Here is an 18,078-nt window from a genome sequence, read left to right as displayed (position 1 = left end):
GCAATCACCCGTCAGTCACCAGGCGTGGCACTTGAGGGCGCCAGTGGCCATTGCGCCAACGGCCAGTAGGCGCCCTTGCGCGATTCATACAACGTGAAGTGCGGGGCGCCGAGGAAAAACGCCGGCGCACTGCCGGCCTCTGGCAAATCGCCGCGATAATCCCTGGCAAGCGTCAGGTGCGGGCGGTAGTCGCGCTTGTCAGCTTGCCCGGCAAAAGGCAGCAGCGCCTGCTGCAGGCCGTACACCAGGCGCATCAGCGCTGCTGGCACCTGCTGCGCCTCCAGTACCAGGGCGCTGGAGCGCTGCCACACCTGCAAGCGGTCAAGTGTCAACCGGGGTACCCTGCCCGGCAGCGCCAGTTGATCGACCGTCGCACAGATTGCCGGCACCAGGGCGGCATCCACATCGCCCAGGAACAGCAACGTGACATGAAAGTTGGCGGCCGGCACCGGTTTGCCGCTGCGCAGGTTCAGGCCGCGACGGAACTGGGCCAGAGCGCGGCGCTGGACATCGCTGACCGGCAAGGCGAAAAACAGCCGCTTGAACGGGCTGCCGCTGGGGCGTACATCATGAACCATGGTGACTCCTGGGCATGAAACGTTTGCGCACGACTGTAGGGCATTACACCAATGTCGGCCCACGGTTTCGTAACAATAAGTACAAACTGCCCACATGATTGTTTATGCTGGCGGGCTTATGCCATGGCGCATGGCCTTATTTTCGACAAGTAACCGTCCATGAAAATTGCACTCGTCCTCCTCTTCGTTCTCTCGATCGCGTACGTTCACCTGCGCGGTCGGGTCCGTCACAAGCTGACCCGCCAACTGGGCGACCACTCCAGCTTTCTGGCCCCGATCAACAGTTTTCTGTACCTGTTTTCCAAACACCCGGCCAAGCCGTACTTGCCGGTGGATGCCTTTCCCGAACTGAAGCCGCTGCAGGAGCACTGGCAGGAAATTCGCGAAGAAGGCCGGCAATTGCTGCAGGTAGGCGAAATCAAGAAGTCCGAAAACTACGACGACGTGGGTTTCAACTCGTTCTTCAAAACCGGCTGGAAGCGCTTTTACCTGAAGTGGTACGGCGAAAGCCACCCGTCGGCAATGGCCCTGTGCCCACGCACCACCGAACTGCTGCAAGGCATCGGCACGGTCAAGGCGGCCATGTTCGCCACCCTGCCGCCGGGGGCCAAGCTGGTGCGCCACCGTGACCCGTATGCCGGCTCCTACCGCTACCACCTGGGCCTGGACACACCGAACGACGACGCCTGCTACATCGATGTAGACGGCGAGAAATACTCATGGCGCGACGGTGAAGGGGTGGTTTTCGATGAAACCTACATCCACTACGCGGCCAACAATACCGAGCACAACCGCATCATTCTGTTCTGCGATGTCGAACGCCCGCTCAAGTACCGCTGGGCCAGCGCGTTCAACCGCTGGTTCAGCCGCAATGTCATGGCGGCTGCCGCAGCCCCCAACACCGCCGGAGACAAGACCGGCGGCATCAACCGGCTGTTCACCCGGATCTACAAGATCCGGGAACGCGGCAAGGCGTTGAAAAAGCGCAATCGCACGCGCTACTACCTGGAGAAGTGGGCGGTGGTGGCTGCGTTGCTGCTGGTGTTCATCTACATCTGAGTCCGTGTGTTGCCAGCGGCCTGTGCGAAGGTGCAGCCAAAGGCATGACTGGGCATGCACCAAAGTACAAGCCGCACGTTCGCCACGCTTCGACTAGCCTGAAAGCTCCATTCGCAACCACCCCAAGGTGACGACGATGAGCATGATGGACTGGGATGCCTACCGAAAGCAGTTGATGGCCGGCATCGGCGATCTGAAGCAACTTTCCCCCGACACCGTGGCCGGCTACATGACCGCCAGCGGCGCCGGGGCCAAAACCGGTCATCTGGACGCCAAGACCCGCGAACTGATCTCCCTGGCCGTGGCGGTAACCACCCGTTGCGACGGCTGTATCGCCGTGCATTCGCAGCAAGCGGTGAAGCATGGCGCCACCCGTGAGGAGATTGCCGAGGCGTTGGGTGTGGCGGTGGCGATGAACGCGGGTGCCGCGCTGGTCTACTCGGCCAGGGCCCTGGATGCAGTGGGCAAGGCCAACGGTTGAACCCGAACGGCGCCGCCCTTGCGCGACGGCGCCGTGCCCCGCAGACTGGGCGGCTCAACCCGCGCAGGAACCCGCATGATCCACATCCGCCCCATGACGGCCGAAGACTTCGAGCGCTTCTGGCCCACCTTCCAGGCCACTGTCCAGGCCTGCGAAACCTATGCCTACGACCCGGCCCTGAGCTTCGAACAGGCCCGCCACCTGTGGCTGGAGCTGCCTTTGCGCACCTTGCTGGCCGAAGAAGAGGGTCAACTGCTGGGCTCGTACTACCTCAAGCCCAATGCGGCGGGGCCCGGTGCGCATGTCGGCAATTGCGGCTACATGGTCTGCGCCCAAGCGCGCGGGCGCGGCGTGGCCAGGTTGATGTGCGAGCACTCGCAGAAACTGGCGCGCCAGGAAGGCTTTCTGGCCCTGCAGTTCAACTCGGTGGTGGCCACCAATGAAGTGGCAGTCGCCCTGTGGCACAAGCTGGGGTTCGAAACGGTTGGCCGGCTGCCCAAGGCCTATCGCCATGCCCGGCTGGGGCTGGTGGACTGCCTGGTAATGTACAAGTGGCTGGCCGATGAGCCAGTGGCAGAAAAGCCGCCGCTGCTGATCGGGCGCAAGAATATCGAAGCCCGGGTTTCGCGGCGGCGTGGGCGCTGATCGTTCTTCACGATCTGCCTTGACGAAAGCACCGCCAGGTGCTCAGATGCGCGCCAGTTTCAGGTGCCCTACGCCGCCGCGCGCAGGGTGAAACGGGAAGCCGGTGCGTCGTATTGATCACGACAAGTCCGGCGCTGCCCCCGCAACGGTAAGTGAGCGAACCCTTCGAGATACCACTGTGCTCAGGCATGGGAAGGTGAAGGTTTCATGCCCCTCGCAAGCCCGGAGACCGGCCTGAAGCTTCACTTGGCACCCCGCGGTGGGCGGGCGCAGGCCGGTATCCGTGCGCGCGCCAGCCTGTACGGAGCCCTCCTTTGCGTGTTTTCCACCGGGATCCATTCATTCCTGCAGCAGTGGAACGACATGTCCCGTATGTTCAAGCTTCACCCCCTGGCGGCCTGCCTGGCCGTCACGCTCCCGGCCCTGGCCGATGACCGCGGCCCGCAGCCCCTGGCATTGCCCTCCACGGCCATCACCGACACCCTCGACAGCCATGCCAGCGACTTGGCCACGCCGACCCAGGCCGGCTCGCGCCTGGGGCTCAGCGCCCTGGAAACGCCAGCCAGTACCAGCAGCATCAGCGCCGAGCAGATCCAGCAGCGCAACAACCTGACCGTGCAGGATGCCGTAACCCGCTCGCCGGGCATTACCTTCATCGGCTCCCCCGGCGACGGTGGCACCGGCCTGTCCGCCCGTGGCTTTGCCGGGCACGGCTCGGTCATGACCTTGTTCGATGGGGCCCGCCTGTTCACCGGAGCCGGCACCCAGACCTTCCCGGTCGACCCGTGGATGGTCGAACGTATCGATGTGCTTCGCGGCCCGGCATCGGTGCTCTACGGCGAAGGCGCCACCGGCGCGGTGGTCAACGTCATCCCGAAAAAACCGGTTGCCGGTACGGTGCGCAACCAGCTGCGGCTTGGGTATGGCAGCTGGGACCGCCAGCAACTCGGCCTGGACAGCGGTGGCAGCCTCAGCGAGCGCCTGAGCTATCGCCTGACGCTGAACCAGCAAGCCGGTAATGGCTGGGTGGACCGCACCCCCTCACGCAGCCTGGCGCTCAGCGCGGCCCTGCGCTTCGATGCCAGTGACGACCTCAGTTTTACCCTGGCCCATGAGCGCGGTGCGGCGCAGCCTGCCAACTACTACGGCACGCCGCTGATCGACGGCCATTACCGCAGCAGCCTGCGCAAGAAAAACTACAACCTGCAGAACGACGTGCAGCGCTACGACGACCAGTGGACCCGCCTGACCACCGACTGGGCACTCAACGACCACCTCAGCGCCAGCAACCAGCTGTACTACATCAGTAGCCGCCGCCATTGGCGCAACGCCGAGCAGTATGAATGGGACGCCGGGCGCCAGCAGTTGCTGCGCGGCAGCTACCTGGAAATCAAGCACGACCAGGAGCAGTTCGGCGACCGCCAGACCTTCACCCTCGACCATTCGCTGTTCGGCCTGGCCAGCAGAACCGTGCTCGGCGCCGAGTACAACAAGGTGCGCTTCAACGTCGACAGCAACAGCCCCTACAACGACGTAGGCGGTGACTACATCGACCCGTGGCAGCCGCAGCGGGGCGTATTCCACAGCGGGTCGCCGCTGCGCCCGCAAAGCCTGTCCACCACCCATACCTTTGCCCTGTTCGGCGAAAACCGCTTGCAACTCACTGAGCGCCTGTCGCTGGTGACCGGGGTGCGCCGCGACCAGCACCACATCGACCGCGACAACCTGACCAATGCCAGCCGCAGCGACCGCAGCCTGCAAGGTGGCAACTGGCGTGCGGGGCTGGTGTATGCACTCAGTGACGCGCTGTCGCTGTATGGCCAGTACTCCACCAGCGAGGATGGGGTCAACAACCTGATAAGCCTCAGCCCCAACCAGATGCACTACGACCTCACCCAGGCGAAACAGACCGAGGTGGGCCTCAAGCAACGTTTCTGGGACGGGGATGGCGAATGGACCTTGGCGGCCTACCACATCGTCAAGCAGAAGCTGCTGGTAGACGACCCCCTCACGCACCAGCCCCAACAGGCTGGCCAGCAGACGTCGGATGGGCTGGAGGCAACCGTGGAACTGGCGCTGGCCCACCAGTGGCGGGTGTCTGCCAACGCAGCGCTGCTGCGCGCCCGGTATGACGCGTTTGACGAACAGGTGGGCGCAGCGGTGCAGGACCGTGCCGGCAACCGCCCGGCCAACGTGCCTCGGCGCACCGCCAACCTGTGGCTGAGCAAAGGTATTGGCCAGCAGATCGAGGTGGGGGTGGGCGCGCGCTATGTGGATGAACGTTACGCCGATAACGCCAATACCCAGAGCGCCCCAGGCTATACCGTGGTCGACGCCACGATCGGCTGGCAGGTTCTGCCGCAGGTGAAACTGGGGTTGCAGGTGAACAACCTGTTCGACCGCGAATATGTGCAGGCGGCGTTCAGCGGCCAGCAATGGCTGATGGGAACGCCACGTTCCTACTTTGCGACGCTGGACTACAGCTTCTGAAGTGAGCAGCACGGGTTGGCGTAGCGCAGCTTCACCGCGACAAGCCAACCCGGCGCTGAGCAAAAAACCTACCTGTCCATGGCTATATGGATATAACATAACATTTCATTCAGACTTTTTTCACCAGCGACCTTCCATGACAAGCGCCAGCCCCACCCCCACCCAACTCAACCAGCGCCTGCAGAGCATCGACGCCCTGCGCGGTCTGGTAATCCTGTTCATGCTCCTGGACCACGTGCGCGAAACCTTCTTCCTGCACCGCCAGCTCAGCGACCCGATGGCCATCGATACCACCGAGCCGGCACTGTTCGCCAGCCGTACCCTGGCGCACCTGTGCGCGCCGGTGTTCGTGCTGCTGACCGGGCTCTCGGCCTGGCTGTATGGCGAAAAGCGCCAGGGCCGTGGCGATGTCGCGGCGTTCCTGTTCAAGCGCGGGCTGTTTCTGGTGGCGCTGGAGTTCACCCTGGTCAACTTTGCCTGGACGTTCCAGCTGCCGCCCACGGTGATCTACCTGCAGGTGATCTGGGCCATCGGCATCAGCATGCTCGCCCTGTCGTTGCTGGTGTGGCTGCCACGCCCGGCGCTGCTCGGCCTGAGTGCCGTCATCATTGCCGGGCATAACCTGCTCGACAGCCTGCACTTTGCCCCGGGGTCGGCCCTGCACGTGCCCTGGGCGATTCTGCATGACCGCGGCTGGCTGACGTTGTCCGACACGCTGCGGCTGCGCATGTCCTACCCGGTACTGCCGTGGATCGGGGTGATCGCCCTGGGCTACTGCATTGGGCCATGGTTTGCCCGCGGCAGCCAGGCCGGGCCACGTCAGCGCTGCCTGCTGCTTGGCGGGCTGCTGGCGCTGCTGGGCTTTTTCGTGCTGCGCGTGTTCAACGGCTATGGCGAAGCCGCGTGGAGCAGCTACCCCACGCACACACACACCCTGATGAGCTTCTTCAACCTCACCAAGTACCCGCCTTCGCTGTTGTTCCTGGCACTGACCCTGGGCTGCGGCCTGCTGTTGCTGCGCGCATTCGAGCGCGCCGGCCAGGCCCGCTGGATCAGCACCCTGGCGGTGTTCGGTGCAGCGCCCATGTTCCTCTACCTGCTGCACCTGTATGTGCTGAAGCTGCTGTACCTGGCCTGCGTGGCGCTGTTCGGCAGCAACCACGGCAGCTATTTCGGCTTCGACGGCGTCGCGGCGGTATGGTGCATGGCGCTGTTGCTGGCGGCTTCGCTGTACCGGCCGGTGCACTGGTTCGCCCGGCTGAAACAGCGGCGGCGCGACATCCGCTGGCTGAAGTACTTCTGAAAAGCGTTTTCACCCGGCGGCGCGATGGTCTACCATGCGGGCCGCCGGTTTCCATCACGGAATCAATAGGGAATCCCCGGCCCGCCAACACGGGCCAAACGGAACTGCCCCCGCAACTGTAAGTGCCGAGCCTGCTCCATCGACGCCACTGGGTGTACTACCCGGGAAGGCCGGAGCCGGGCCGTGACGCACCAGTCAGGAGACCTGCCGGCCAACATTCACCAACCGGCGGGGTGCCCGGGATTGGCCATTGTGTTGCCTTTGCCGCTGGCAAGGGCGCGGCGATGTCTGTCCGTGCGTTCATTCCGTGAACTGTCCGATAGGAGATCGCCCAGCATGCTGCCCCGCTTCGCCACCCTGCTTGCCGGCCTCGGCCTCAGCGGCCTGGCCCAGGCCGCCGCCACCCAGTACCCGCTGACGGTGGACAACTGCGGTAAGCCGCAGACCTTTGCCCAGGCGCCACAGCGCGCCGTGACCATCGGCCAGGCCGGCACCGAGATGCTCTATGCCCTGGGCCTGGGTGACAAGCTCGCGGCGAGCTCGCTGTGGTTCAACAATGTGTTGCCCGAGTACCAGGCCGTGAACGCCACGGTACCGCGCCTGGCCGACAACGAACCCAGTTTCGAGGCGGTGGTTGGCCAACGCCCGCAACTGGTGGCCGTGCAGTTCGAGTGGATGGTCGGGCCGCAGGGTGTGGTCGGTACGCGCGAACAGTTCGCCGAACTGAACATCCCCACCTACCTGTTGCCCTCGGACTGTGAAGGCAAGGACAACCTGATCGGTGCCGACGGCACCCGCCTGCAGGCGTTCCAGGTCGACAGTATCTACAAGAGCGTCAGCCAGCTGGCGGAGATCTTCGATGTACAGGCGCGCGGCGTGGCCCTGAACGCCGAGCTCAAAGGCCGCCTGGACAGCGCCCGCGCGCAATTGGCGGGCAAGGACCTGTCGGGCACCTCGGCACTGTTCTGGTTCTCCAGCGCCAACCTGGTCATCGACCCTTACGTCGCGGGCCGCCAAGGGGTCGCCGACTTCATGCTGCGCACCCTGGGGGTGCGCAATGTGGTCGAGTCCAGCGAGGAGTGGCCCACCGTAGGTTGGGAAACCCTGGCCAGGGCCAACCCCACCTGGCTGATCATCGCCCGCATGGACCGCCGGCGTTTCCCCGCCGACGACTACCAGAAGAAGCTGGCATTCCTGCGCAGCGACCCGGTAACCCGCAACATGGACGCGGTGAAACACGACCGCATCATCATCCTCGACGCCGACGCCATGCAGGCGGGTATCCGCCTGTTCCGTGGCGTGCAAACGTTGGCGGCCGCTTTTGCCAGCGGTAAAGCCAGCCAGTGATCAGTCGACTGTCAGCCTGTATCGGCCTGGCCGTGGCCGCACTGCTGGCGGCCCTGCTCGCCGGCACAGCCATTGGCGAAACCGGCCTGGCACCGCGCGTGGTCGGCCAGGTGCTGGCCAACCAGCTGTGGCAAGCCGGTTATCCGGTCGACCCGATCGATGCCGGGATCATCTGGAACTATCGCCTGACCCGCACACTGGTTGCGGCGGCCTGCGGTGCCGGCCTGGCCACCTGCGGCGTGATCCTCCAGGCGCTGCTGCGCAACCCCCTGGCCGAGCCCTACCTGCTGGGGCTGTCCGCCGGCGCTTCGACCGGTGCCGTACTGGTTGGCCTGCTGGGCCTGGGCAGCCTGGCTTTGAGCATGTCGGCCGGCGCCTTCATCGGTGCCCTGGCGGCCTTTGCCCTGGTGCTGGTGCTGGCCCGCGCGGCAGGCCCTGGCAGCAATAACGCCCAGGTGATTCTGGCCGGTATCGCCGGGTCGCAACTGTTCAATGCCCTGACGGCATTCCTGATCACCAAGTCGGCCACCGCCGAGCAGGCACGGGGCATCCTGTTCTGGCTGCTGGGCAACCTCAGTGGCGTGCGCTGGCCCGCAGTATGGCTGGCCGTACCAGTGGCACTGTTCGGCTTGCTGGTGTGCCTGTGGCATCGCCGCGCGCTGGATGCCTTCACCTTCGGCGCCGACTCGGCAGCTTCGCTGGGCATACCGGTGCGGCGCACCCAGTTACTGCTGATCAGTTGCGCGGCGCTGGTAACGGCCGTGATGGTGTCCATCGTCGGCGCCATCGGTTTCGTCGGGCTGGTCATTCCACACGCCCTGCGCCTGCTGCTCGGCCCCGGACACAGCCGCCTGCTGCCTGCCAGTGCATTGGGCGGGGCACTGTTTCTGATTGCCGCCGACATCCTCTCGCGCACGCTGATCAGCGGCCAGGTCATACCGGTGGGCGTGGTCACCGCGCTGCTTGGCGCGCCTGTCTTCGCGCTGATACTGGTCAGCCGCCGGGGGCGCCCATGACGGTCATGGCTGCATTCCAACTGGCGCCGCTGAGCTGCCAGGATCTCGGCCTGCAACTGGCCGGCAAACGGGTGCTGCACGACATCCACCTCAACCTGGTGGCGGGTGAAACACTCGCGATCGTCGGCCCCAACGGCTCAGGCAAGTCTTCGCTGCTGAAGGTGCTGGCCGGCCTGCGCCCGCCGGCCTGCGGCAGCGTGCAGTTGATGGGCGAGCCACTGGCAGGCATGCCTCGCCGGCGTGTGGCCCAATGCCTGGCACTGGTTGAACAGCAGGCCGACACCCTCGATGCAATCAATGTGTTCGACGCGGTCGCCTTGGGCCGCACGCCGTGGCTGTCAGCCATTGCGCCGTTCTCCAGTGCGGACCGGGCGATTGTCGAGCAGGCACTGGCCGACCTCGACGCCTTGCACCTGCGCGCTCGCCTTTGGGGTTCGTTGTCCGGTGGCGAGCGCCAGCGCGTGCATATCGCCCGCGCCCTGGCCCAACGGCCGCAGGTGCTCCTGCTCGACGAACCGACCAACCACCTGGACATCCAGCACCAGCTGAGCCTGCTGCAACAGGTACAAGCCCTGCAGGTGACCACCCTGGTGGCCCTGCACGACCTCAACCAGGCGCTGACCTGCGACCGCGTTGCAGTGCTCGACAAAGGCCGGCTGGTCGCCCTCGGCACGCCGTTCGAGGTACTGACCCCCGAGTGCCTGCTGCACACCTTTGGTGTTCATGGCCATTACCTCACCGACCCCTGGGACGGCACACGCATCCTGCGCTTTCGCGCCCCCTGAGCTACCGGCAGAAGCCTGGGTAGCCCAGGCGCCTGGCCTGCTCAGCCCAAGCGCAGTTGCATGTGCGTGGTTTGCCAGACCGGGTCTGGCTCCACGTCCACGACAGCGAAGCCTTGCCGCTCCCAGAACGTGATGGCCCCCGGCAGGAATGGGTGGGTATGCAGGTAAAGGCAACCGATGCCAGCCTGCAGCGCCTGCTGGCGCAAGGCGCCGAACAACGCGGCGGCAAGCCCGCGCCTGCGGTACGCCGGCAGCACGAACAGGCGCACCACTTCAACGACGCGCTCGCCAGCATAATCAAGCTGGCTGAAACGGTGGTCGTAGGGCAGGTAGCCGATCACCCCGACCAGGCGCTCATCAACCCGGGCTTCCAGGAAGCAGCCCTCGCCTTCAAGGTAGGTTTCGCTGAAATGCGCCAGGTCCCGGGGCAACGGTGCATTGGCCAGCGCCGGAAACAGCTCGCGGCGCGCGCTGTCGACAAACGCCAGCACTTGGCCAATGGCATCGCGGGTAACAGGTTGCAACGTCCAGTTCGGCATAAGGTTCAAGCCTGAGTGTTGGGTGCACGGTTCTAACCCAGCCGGCCGTACAAGGCAAATCGCAGGGCTCGTCGCGGCAGGGCTGACCTCGCTATAATCGGCAGCCTTCACTGCCCGACCAGGCCACGCCATGCCTCGCATCCAGAAGTTGCTGTTGCCGCTGTTGCTGATTGCTGCCGTTACCGCCTGCGACCAGAAGCCCTCCCGTGAAGAGCAGATTCTTGCCCAGCTGCCGCTGCAGGATGCCTACGACCACAACATCCAACGCATGGCCGGGCTGCTGGCCCGCCAGCACCCACGGCTGGCGCGTGCCACCATTGAAGATGTGCTGCGCAAGCACCTGACGGTAGAAGACCAGCGCCAGGACCTGTTCCGCCTCTACAGCAAAGAGCATTTCAGTGACGCCGAGTTCGCCACCATTGTCGCGGCCACCCAGGACCCGGCCAAGGCCCGTGCCCTGGAAGACACCGATGCTGGCCGGCAACTGAGCGACAAACTCACCGGCCTGATGCGTGAAACCGCCCGCGACCCCAAGGTGCAAGCATTGGCCGAGCAGCGCATGCAGCAGGTGCAAGACGAACTGAACGCCTTGGACAAGGCAGGTTCATGAGCGCGACCGGCACGGTCGCTTCCGTTTCGTAGCCCTATTCGAACACTCGAGGTCAGGATTGCCACACGCCAAGCACGGACTGCGCCTGGATCTACGCACACTCATTCTGGTGCTGTGCGCCCTTACTGCCGTGGTCATGCTGTGCGCCAGCTATTTCGCCAGCTACCGGGTACAGCGCCAATTGCTGATCGACCACGCGCTGGAAGCCAACCGGGTGTATGCGGCCAAGCTGGCCAGCATCACCGATGCATTCATCGGTAATGCCTTGCAGCAACTGGCGTTCAGCGCCAGCGAGCAAGGCCGGCAACTGAACGATCCCGCCGCCTTGCAGCGCGAGACCGACCGGGTGCTGGGCCAGAGCATGGCGTTCAATTCCACGTTCGTGATCGATGCCAATGGCGTGCTGCTGGCGATATCCCCCGCCCCGCTACGCCACATGGTCGGCACCCGGATGCAATCGCCAGGCGTGCAGGAGGCATTGCAGGAGCGCCGCGCGCTGGTGTCGACACCCTACCTGTCGGCGGCCAACAACCTGGTGGTGGCGTTGACGCAACCGGTCGTCGACGCCAACGGCCGCTACCTGGGGTATGTCGGTGGCAGCCTTTACCTGCGGGAACGCAACATCCTCAACCGCCTGCTCGGCGAGCACTTCTACAAGGACGGTTCGTACCTGTATGTGGTCGACCGCAATCGCCGGTTGCTCTACCACCCCGACAGCCAGCGGGTGGGTACCGTCGTGCAGGGCAATGAGCTGATCGACCAACTGACCACCCTGGGCAACGGCACCCGCCAGCTGACCAACAGCCAAGGTGTGGAGATGGTCGCCGGCTTCGCCACCGTGCCCAGCGCCGGCTGGGGCGTGGTGGCACAGCAGCCACTGGCACAAACCATGATGCCGCTCAGCCGCCTGGTGCTGAACGTGGTCGGTACTTCCGCGCCGCTGGCCCTGATAGGCTGCTTGCTGCTGTGGTGGCTGGCCCTGATCATCGCCCGCCCACTGTGGCAACTGGCTGCAGGTGCCCGCTCGATGGACCGCCCCGGCACCGCTGAGCGCTTGCATCGCGTGCGGGCCTGGTACTTCGAGGCCGCAGAGCTCAAGCGCGCCTTGCTGTTCGGCTTGAACTTGCTGCAGGCGCGCATCGGCAGGCTCAACCGCGATGCCCAGACCGACCCCCTGACAGGCCTGGGCAACCGCCGCAGCCTGGAGCTCAACCTGTCGCTGCTGGAAGCCGAAGGCCGGGCATTTGCAGCCATCGTGCTGGATATCGACCACTTCAAGCAGGTCAACGACAAGCATGGGCATGTGGTCGGTGACCAGGTGCTGCAGCGGCTGGCCGAGCTGATGCGCGGCTGTTGCCGCGAGGGTGACCTGCTTTGCCGCACCGGCGGTGAAGAGTTTCTCATGCTGCTGCCTGGGGCCAGCCTGGAGGTGGCCGCCGCGGTCGCTGAGCGCCTGCGGGTGACGGTGCAGGAAACGCCGATCCAGCCGGTGGGCTCGGTGACCCTGTCACTGGGGGTGGCCCACTGGAACGGCGAGCCGGGGCGCGAGCCGGAAACCGTGCTGAGCGAGGCTGACCTGGCGCTGTACCGGGCCAAGCAGGATGGGCGCAATCGCGTCGCTGTCGCCTGATTGCCTGGCGCCCGCTGCGCTGCCGGGCACACGCCGTGTCGATGGCGGTTGATTCAGGTATCCCGAGGTCGTCCTCGACAAAGCGCTTTGCGCTGCCCGGTTATCTACTGGCAGGCATAACAATGATGGCGCGGCCAGACCGCACCACGTTCATCATGCCTGCCAATGGAATCGGAGAGCACCCGCATGTCCGCACCTCATGAGGTATCCCCCGCCACCCTGCGCAGGGTGATCGCCGCCTCGGCCATCGGCAACTTCGTCGAATGGTTCGACTTTGCCGTATACGGCTTTCTCGCCACGCTGATCGCCAGCCAGTTCTTTGCCAGCGAAGATTCCAGCGTCGCCTTGCTCAAGACCTTTGCCGTGTTCGCGGTGGCCTTCGCCTTGCGCCCCCTGGGCGGTATCGTGTTCGGCGCCCTCGGCGATCGGCTGGGGCGCAAGCGCATCCTCTCTCTGACCATCTTGCTGATGGCCGGCTCCACCACCCTGATCGGCCTGTTGCCGACCTACGCCAGCACCGGCCTGGCCGCGCCGGTATTGCTGACCTTGGCGCGCTGCCTGCAGGGGTTTTCTGCCGGTGGCGAATACGCCGGGGCCTGCGCCTACCTGATGGAACACGCGGCCAACGACAAGCGGGCTTTCTACGGCAGCTTCGTACCGGTTTCGACCTTTTCCGCGTTCGCCTGTGCGGCGGTGATCGCCTATAGCCTGGAAGCCAGCCTGTCCAGCGAAGCCATGGCTGCCTGGGGCTGGCGCATTCCGTTCCTGATCGCCGCGCCACTGGGCCTGGTCGGCCTGTACCTGCGCTGGCGCATGGAAGAAACCCCGGCATTCCGGGAAGCCGTGGCCCAGGGCAAGGAGCACGAGCATTCGCCACTCAAGGAAACCCTGCGCCACCACGGCCGGGCCATTCGCAACCTGGGGGCGTTCATTTCGCTGACGGCGTTGTCGTTCTATATGTTCACCACCTACTTCGCCACCTACCTGCAACTGGTCGGCAACCTGACCCGGGCGCAGTCGCTGCTGGTCACCACCGTGGCCCTGCTGTTCGCCGCCATCGGCTGCCCGCTGGCGGGGGCGCTGTCGGACCGGTTCGGGCGGCGCAAGACCATCGGCTTCACCTGCCTGTGGGTGATGCTGTGCGTGTTCCCGGCCTACTGGCTGGCCAGCTCCGGCTCGATGCCGGGGGCCCTGCTGGGGGTGATTCTGCTGGCGGTCGGCGCGCTGTGCAGCGGGGTGGTGACTGCGGCATTGCTGTCGGAGAGCTTCCCGACCCGGACCCGCTACACCGCTTCGGCCATTACCTACAACGTGGCCTATACGCTGTTCGGTGGCACCGCGCCGCTGGTTGCGACCTGGCTGATCGGGCAGACCGGCAGCAGCCTGGCGCCGGCGTTCTACTTGGTGGTGATTGCGTTGGTGGCTTTGCTCGGCGGGCTGGCGTTGCCGGAAACGTCCCGGATATCGCTGCATGATGAACCCAACGCCGAGGGTGTAGGCCAAGGCGTTCAAGGCTCGGTTTGAGATCCTGGGGCTGCCGTGCAGCCCATCGCGACACAAGGCCGCGTGTGTCTTGAGAGGGGATTAGAGTCTGGAGTGAGAGCGGCGAATGACAAGCTGGATGCCGCAGGTGCCTAGAGCCCGCTCCCACAACGAATCGCGCAGGCTTTTCAAAATTTGAGAAAGACAGTTGCTCCTGCAAGTACGGCGGCAACTCCAAGCCAGCGCAGCCCCCATGGAGGGAGCGGGCATGCCCGCGAACACCGGCGCAGCCGGTGCCAGACACCGCGTCGCCTGCTTCGCGGGCTTGCCCGCTCCTACAGGTGAATCGCGCAGGCTTTTCAAATTTTGAGCAAGACAGTTGCTCCTGCAAGTACGGCGGCAACTCCAAGCCAGCGCAGACTCACCCTGTGGGAGCGGGCATGACCGCGAACACCGGCGCAGCCGGTGCCAGACACCGCGTCGCCTGCTTCGCGGGCTCGCCCGCTCCCACAGGTTGAATCGCGCAGGCTTCAAATTTTGAGAAAGACAGTTGCTCCTGCAAGTACGGCGGCAACTCCAACCCAGCGCAGCGCAGCCCCTGTGGGAGCGGGCATGCCCGCGAACACCGGCGCAGCCGGTGCCAGATACCGCGTCGCCTGCTTCGCGGGCTTGCCCGCTCCCACAGGTGAATCACGCAGGCTTTTCAAAATTTGAGAAAGACAGCTGCTGCTGCAAGTACGGCGGCCACTCCAAGCCAGCGCAGAGCCCCTGTGGGAGCGGGCATGCCCGCGAACACCGGCGAAGCCGGTGCCATCCACCGCGTCGCCTGCTTCGCGGGCTTGCCCGCACACAGGTGAATCGCGCAGGCTTTTCAAATTTTGAGCAAGACAGTTGCCCCCACCAGGCACACCCTGCAGGGTGGAGGTGTGCCGCGATGGGCCGCCCCAGCGGCCCCAGGGCTTTACCCCTCCTGCGCCTCTTCGCGTCGATAAGCCCATTGGTACAACGCCGGCAATACCAGCAAGGTCAAGGCGGTCGAAGACAGGATTCCGCCAATCACCACGGTCGCCAATGGCCGCTGTACCTCAGCCCCGGTGCCCGTCGCCAAGGCCATGGGAATGAAGCCCAGTGACGCCACCAGCGCGGTCATCAGTACCGGCCGCAAACGGGTCAGCGCGCCCTCCTCGACCGCCGCACGCAGCGTTCGCCCCTGCTCCCGCAACCCGCGGATGAAGGCAATCATCACCAGGCCATTGAGCACGGCCACCCCCGACAGGGCAATGAAGCCCACGCCAGCGGAAATCGACAAGGGAATGTCGCGCAACCACAGGGCCAGGACGCCCCCTGTGAGGGCGAACGGAATTCCAGTGAACACCAGCAGGCCATCCCTGAGGTTGTTGAACATCATCAACAGCAACGCCATGACCAGCAGCAAGGCCACTGGCACCACCACTTGCAGGCGCTCGGCCGCCGATTGCAGCTGTTCGAACTGGCCGCCCCAGCGTGTCCAGTACCCAGGCGGTATCGGCACCTGGCCGCGCAATACCTGCTCGGCCTCCTGCACGAACGAGCCCAGGTCGCGCCCCCGCACGTTGGCGCTGACCACCACCACCCGCTTGCCGTCTTCGCGGCTGACCTGGTTCGGCCCCAGTTGCAGGTCAAGGGTGGCCACCTGCGACAGCGGGATGAAGCCGATCTGCCCGGTGCCCGCAGCCCCACTGGCCGGCACCGGGATCAGCAGGCTGGCCAGCCCATCCACGTCGGTACGCAAGGTTTCCGACAGGCGCACCACCATATCGAACCGCCGGTCACCTTCGTACAAGGTGCCCGCCTTGCGGCCGCCCACCGCGGTGGCGATGGCATCCTGCACATCGCCCACGTTCAGGCCATGGCGGGCGGCCTTGTCGCGGTCGATGTCGATGGTCAGCACCGGCAGGCCCGTGGTCTGCTCGACCTTCACCTCGGACGCACCGGGTACGCCCTGCAGGCTGCCGGCGATCTGTGCGGCAGTACGGTTGAGCACCTGCATGTCGTCACCGAACAGCTTCACCGCCACGTCACTGCGCACACCGGAAATCAGCTCGTTGAAACGCAACTGGATCGGCTGCGACAACTCATAATTGCTGCCGGGAACACTGGCGGCGGCACGTTGCACGTCGGCGATCAGCGCCTCGCGTGACTTACCGGGGTCGACCCATTGCTCGCGCGGGCGCAGCATCACATAGGCATCGGAAATATTCGGCGGCATCGGGTCGGCAGCGATCTCGGCGGTACCGGTACGGGCAAACACCCGCTCCACCTCGGGCACCTGGGCGATGATGGCCTGCTCCAGGCGCTGCTGCATGTCCACCGATTGCGACAGGCTGGTGCCCGGCACACGCAGGGCCTGCAGGGCAAAATCACCCTCGCTGAGGCTGGGGATGAATTCGCTGCCCATGCGGCTGGCCATTACCCCGGACAACAGCACCAAGGCCGCTGCCCCGGCAAATGCACGCCGGCGCCGGCCCAGCACCCAGGCCAGCACCGGCGCATAACGCTGCCGCGCGGTGCGCATTACCAGGCCCTCTTCTTCCTTGACCTTGCCGGTGACGAACAGGGCGATCGCAGCGGGTACGAAGGTCACCGAAAGAAGCATCGCGCCAAGCAGGGCGATGACCACGGTGAAGGCCATGGGGTGGAACATCTTGCCTTCGACCCCGGTCAGGGCAAAGATCGGCAGGTACACCACCATGATGATCAACTGCCCGTAGATCAGTGGCCGCCGTGCTTCGCGGGCGGCGGCAAACACCTCGTGCAGGCGCTCGCTGCGCGTCAGCATGCGGCCATGCCGTTGCTGGACATGCGCCAGTCGGCGGATGGCGTTTTCCACGATCACCACCGCGCCGTCGACAATGATGCCGAAATCCAGCGCGCCCAGGCTCATCAGGTTGGCGCTGACCTTGTTGGCGAACATGCCCGTGAAGGTGAACAGCATCGACAACGGAATGACCATGGCGGTGATCAGTGCCGCGCGAATGTTCCCCAGGAACAGGAACAGCACGGCGATCACCAGAATGGCCCCCTCGATCAGGTTCTTCTTCACCGTGGCGATGGCCTTTTCCACCAGGTTGGTGCGGTCGTACACGGTCACCGCCGACACCCCTTCGGGCAGGCTGCGGTTGATCTCCACCAGCTTGGCAGCCACTGCCTGGGATACCGTGCGGCTGTTTTCGCCGATCAACATGAATACCGTGCCCAGCACCACCTCGCGGCCGTTTTCGGTCGCCGCCCCCGAGCGCAACGCTTCGCCAAGGCCTACCTGGGCAATGTGGCTGACGCGGATCGGGGTGCCGTCCACGCTGGAGATGACGATGTTGGCGATATCATCGGCCGAGGCCACTTGGCCAGGCGCGCGGATCAGCAACTGCTCGCCGTTACGTTCGATGTAACCCGCGCCGACGTTGGCGTTGTTACGCTCCAGCGCCGCGACCAGGTCGTTGAGGGTGAGCTTGTAGGCCGCCAGGCGCTTGGGGTCCGGCGCAATCAGGTACTGCTTGGCGTGCCCGCCAATGCTGTTGACCTCTGCCACCCCGGGCACGTTGCGCAACTGCGGCTTGATGATCCAGTCCTGGATCACGCGCAGGTCGGTTGCGCTGTAGGGGGTGCCGTCTTCCTTCAGGGCCCCCTCTTCGGCTTCCACCGTCCACAGAAAAATCTCCCCCAGCCCGGTGGAGATCGGCCCCATGCCAGCCTCGATGCCCTCGGGCAGTTGCTCGCGCGCCACTTGCAGGCGCTCGTTGACCAACTGGCGGGCGAAGAACAGGTCGGTGCCGTCCTCGAAGATCACCGTGACCTGTGACAACCCCGAGCGCGACAGCGAGCGCGTCTGCTTGAGCCCGGGCAGGCCGGCCATGGCGGTTTCGATGGCGAAGGTGATGCGCTGCTCGGTCTCCAGGGGCGAGTAACCGGCTGCGGCCGTGTTGATTTGCACCTGGACGTTGGTGATATCCGGTACGGCGTCGATCGGCAACTGCCGGTAGCTGTGAATGCCCACCGCGGCCATCAGGACCACAGCCAGCATCACCACCAGGCGCTGCTCGATGGCAAATTGGATCAGGCGTTCGAACATGCAGG

At 65.1% G+C, this 18,078-nt stretch carries 14 protein-coding genes and 2 riboswitches; of the genes, 11 read left to right on the top strand and 3 right to left on the bottom strand.

Annotation, left to right across the window (positions count from 1 at the left end):
* Window positions 1–11 precede the first annotated feature (11 nt).
* Window positions 12–578: an RNA 2',3'-cyclic phosphodiesterase gene (gene thpR / locus DMX12_RS22710; protein ID WP_110679501.1), complete on the bottom strand. Its 567-nt coding sequence runs from the start codon at window positions 576–578 to the stop codon at window positions 12–14.
* A 159-nt stretch (window positions 579–737) separates the two neighbouring features.
* Between thpR and lpxO the strand changes: the two genes are divergently transcribed.
* The 8 genes from lpxO to DMX12_RS22670 all read left to right on the top strand — a co-directional run bounded on the left by lpxO (window position 738) and on the right by DMX12_RS22670 (window position 9,704).
* The gene (gene lpxO / locus DMX12_RS22705) at window positions 738–1,637 is read left to right on the top strand and encodes a lipid A hydroxylase LpxO (RefSeq protein ID WP_110679500.1); all 900 of its coding nucleotides are present in this window, start codon (window positions 738–740) and stop codon (window positions 1,635–1,637) included.
* 136 nt (window positions 1,638–1,773) lie between these two features.
* A complete protein-coding gene (locus DMX12_RS22700; RefSeq protein ID WP_029884982.1) occupies window positions 1,774–2,118 on the top strand; it encodes a carboxymuconolactone decarboxylase family protein in 345 nt (114 codons plus the stop codon).
* Between the two features lie 75 nt (window positions 2,119–2,193).
* Window positions 2,194–2,763, top strand: a complete 570-nt coding sequence (locus DMX12_RS22695; protein ID WP_029884981.1) for a GNAT family N-acetyltransferase — start codon at window positions 2,194–2,196, stop codon at window positions 2,761–2,763.
* A gap of 44 nt (window positions 2,764–2,807) precedes the next feature.
* A riboswitch (cobalamin riboswitch) is annotated at window positions 2,808–3,016 on the top strand.
* Window positions 3,017–3,126: 110 nt separating this feature from the next.
* The gene (locus tag DMX12_RS22690; protein ID WP_110679510.1) at window positions 3,127–5,253 is read left to right on the top strand and encodes a TonB-dependent siderophore receptor; all 2,127 of its coding nucleotides are present in this window, start codon (window positions 3,127–3,129) and stop codon (window positions 5,251–5,253) included.
* Window positions 5,254–5,389: 136 nt separating this feature from the next.
* Window positions 5,390–6,556 carry a DUF1624 domain-containing protein gene (locus DMX12_RS22685; RefSeq protein ID WP_110679499.1) on the top strand — a complete coding sequence of 389 codons (1,167 nt, stop codon included), beginning with the start codon at window positions 5,390–5,392 and terminating at the stop codon, window positions 6,554–6,556.
* Window positions 6,557–6,584: 28 nt separating this feature from the next.
* Window positions 6,585–6,783, top strand: a riboswitch (cobalamin riboswitch).
* A gap of 109 nt (window positions 6,784–6,892) precedes the next feature.
* The gene (locus DMX12_RS22680; protein WP_110679498.1) at window positions 6,893–7,903 is read left to right on the top strand and encodes an ABC transporter substrate-binding protein; all 1,011 of its coding nucleotides are present in this window, start codon (window positions 6,893–6,895) and stop codon (window positions 7,901–7,903) included.
* On the top strand, window positions 7,903–8,919 hold the full coding sequence (locus tag DMX12_RS22675; RefSeq protein WP_029884977.1) for an iron ABC transporter permease: 1,017 nt from the start codon (window positions 7,903–7,905) through the stop codon (window positions 8,917–8,919). Before DMX12_RS22680 ends, DMX12_RS22675 begins: the two co-directional genes overlap by 1 nt.
* Window positions 8,916–9,704, top strand: a complete 789-nt coding sequence (locus DMX12_RS22670; protein ID WP_054905220.1) for an ABC transporter ATP-binding protein — start codon at window positions 8,916–8,918, stop codon at window positions 9,702–9,704. The genes DMX12_RS22675 and DMX12_RS22670 overlap by 4 nt, the downstream gene beginning before the upstream one ends.
* Before the next feature lie 41 nt (window positions 9,705–9,745).
* Here DMX12_RS22670 and DMX12_RS22665 read toward each other — a convergent pair whose 3' ends face one another.
* Window positions 9,746–10,243: a GNAT family N-acetyltransferase gene (locus DMX12_RS22665; protein WP_009683983.1), complete on the bottom strand. Its 498-nt coding sequence runs from the start codon at window positions 10,241–10,243 to the stop codon at window positions 9,746–9,748.
* 130 nt (window positions 10,244–10,373) lie between these two features.
* Between DMX12_RS22665 and DMX12_RS22660 the strand changes: the two genes are divergently transcribed.
* The 3 genes from DMX12_RS22660 (at window position 10,374) to DMX12_RS22650 (ending at window position 14,007) form a co-directional block, all read left to right on the top strand.
* On the top strand, window positions 10,374–10,853 hold the full coding sequence (locus tag DMX12_RS22660) for a hypothetical protein (RefSeq protein ID WP_110679497.1): 480 nt from the start codon (window positions 10,374–10,376) through the stop codon (window positions 10,851–10,853).
* A 58-nt stretch (window positions 10,854–10,911) separates the two neighbouring features.
* Window positions 10,912–12,483, top strand: a complete 1,572-nt coding sequence (locus DMX12_RS22655; RefSeq protein ID WP_110679496.1) for a sensor domain-containing diguanylate cyclase — start codon at window positions 10,912–10,914, stop codon at window positions 12,481–12,483.
* A gap of 186 nt (window positions 12,484–12,669) precedes the next feature.
* Entirely contained in the window at window positions 12,670–14,007 is a 1,338-nt protein-coding gene (locus tag DMX12_RS22650) for an MFS transporter (protein WP_110679509.1), read from the top strand.
* Between the two features lie 919 nt (window positions 14,008–14,926).
* Here the strand turns inward: DMX12_RS22650 and DMX12_RS22645 are convergent.
* Complete coding sequence (locus DMX12_RS22645) at window positions 14,927–18,073, bottom strand: efflux RND transporter permease subunit (protein WP_110679495.1); 3,147 nt, start codon at window positions 18,071–18,073, stop codon at window positions 14,927–14,929.
* Window positions 18,074–18,078 lie beyond the last annotated feature (5 nt).

The sequence above is a fragment of the Pseudomonas sp. MB-090624 genome, assembly GCF_003205245.1.
Classification (GTDB): Bacteria; Pseudomonadota; Gammaproteobacteria; order Pseudomonadales; family Pseudomonadaceae; genus Aquipseudomonas; species Aquipseudomonas juntendi.
This window is presented reverse-complemented; position numbering and strand designations above follow the sequence as displayed.

Bases quoted from the DNA above. Each gene is read 5' to 3' on its own strand.
- thpR (WP_110679501.1), bottom strand. From the start codon at position 578: ATGGTTCATGATGTACGCCCCAGCGGCAGCCCGTTCAAGCGGCTGTTT.
- lpxO (WP_110679500.1), top strand. From the start codon at position 738: ATGAAAATTGCACTCGTCCTCCTCTTCGTTCTCTCGATCGCGTACGTT.
- DMX12_RS22700 (WP_029884982.1), top strand. From the start codon at position 1,774: ATGAGCATGATGGACTGGGATGCCTACCGAAAGCAGTTGATGGCCGGC.
- DMX12_RS22695 (WP_029884981.1), top strand. From the start codon at position 2,194: ATGATCCACATCCGCCCCATGACGGCCGAAGACTTCGAGCGCTTCTGG.
- DMX12_RS22690 (WP_110679510.1), top strand. From the start codon at position 3,127: ATGTCCCGTATGTTCAAGCTTCACCCCCTGGCGGCCTGCCTGGCCGTC.
- DMX12_RS22685 (WP_110679499.1), top strand. From the start codon at position 5,390: ATGACAAGCGCCAGCCCCACCCCCACCCAACTCAACCAGCGCCTGCAG.
- DMX12_RS22680 (WP_110679498.1), top strand. From the start codon at position 6,893: ATGCTGCCCCGCTTCGCCACCCTGCTTGCCGGCCTCGGCCTCAGCGGC.
- DMX12_RS22670 (WP_054905220.1), top strand. From the start codon at position 8,916: ATGACGGTCATGGCTGCATTCCAACTGGCGCCGCTGAGCTGCCAGGAT.
- DMX12_RS22665 (WP_009683983.1), bottom strand. From the start codon at position 10,243: ATGCCGAACTGGACGTTGCAACCTGTTACCCGCGATGCCATTGGCCAA.
- DMX12_RS22660 (WP_110679497.1), top strand. From the start codon at position 10,374: ATGCCTCGCATCCAGAAGTTGCTGTTGCCGCTGTTGCTGATTGCTGCC.
- DMX12_RS22650 (WP_110679509.1), top strand. From the start codon at position 12,670: ATGTCCGCACCTCATGAGGTATCCCCCGCCACCCTGCGCAGGGTGATC.
- DMX12_RS22645 (WP_110679495.1), bottom strand. From the start codon at position 18,073: ATGTTCGAACGCCTGATCCAATTTGCCATCGAGCAGCGCCTGGTGGTG.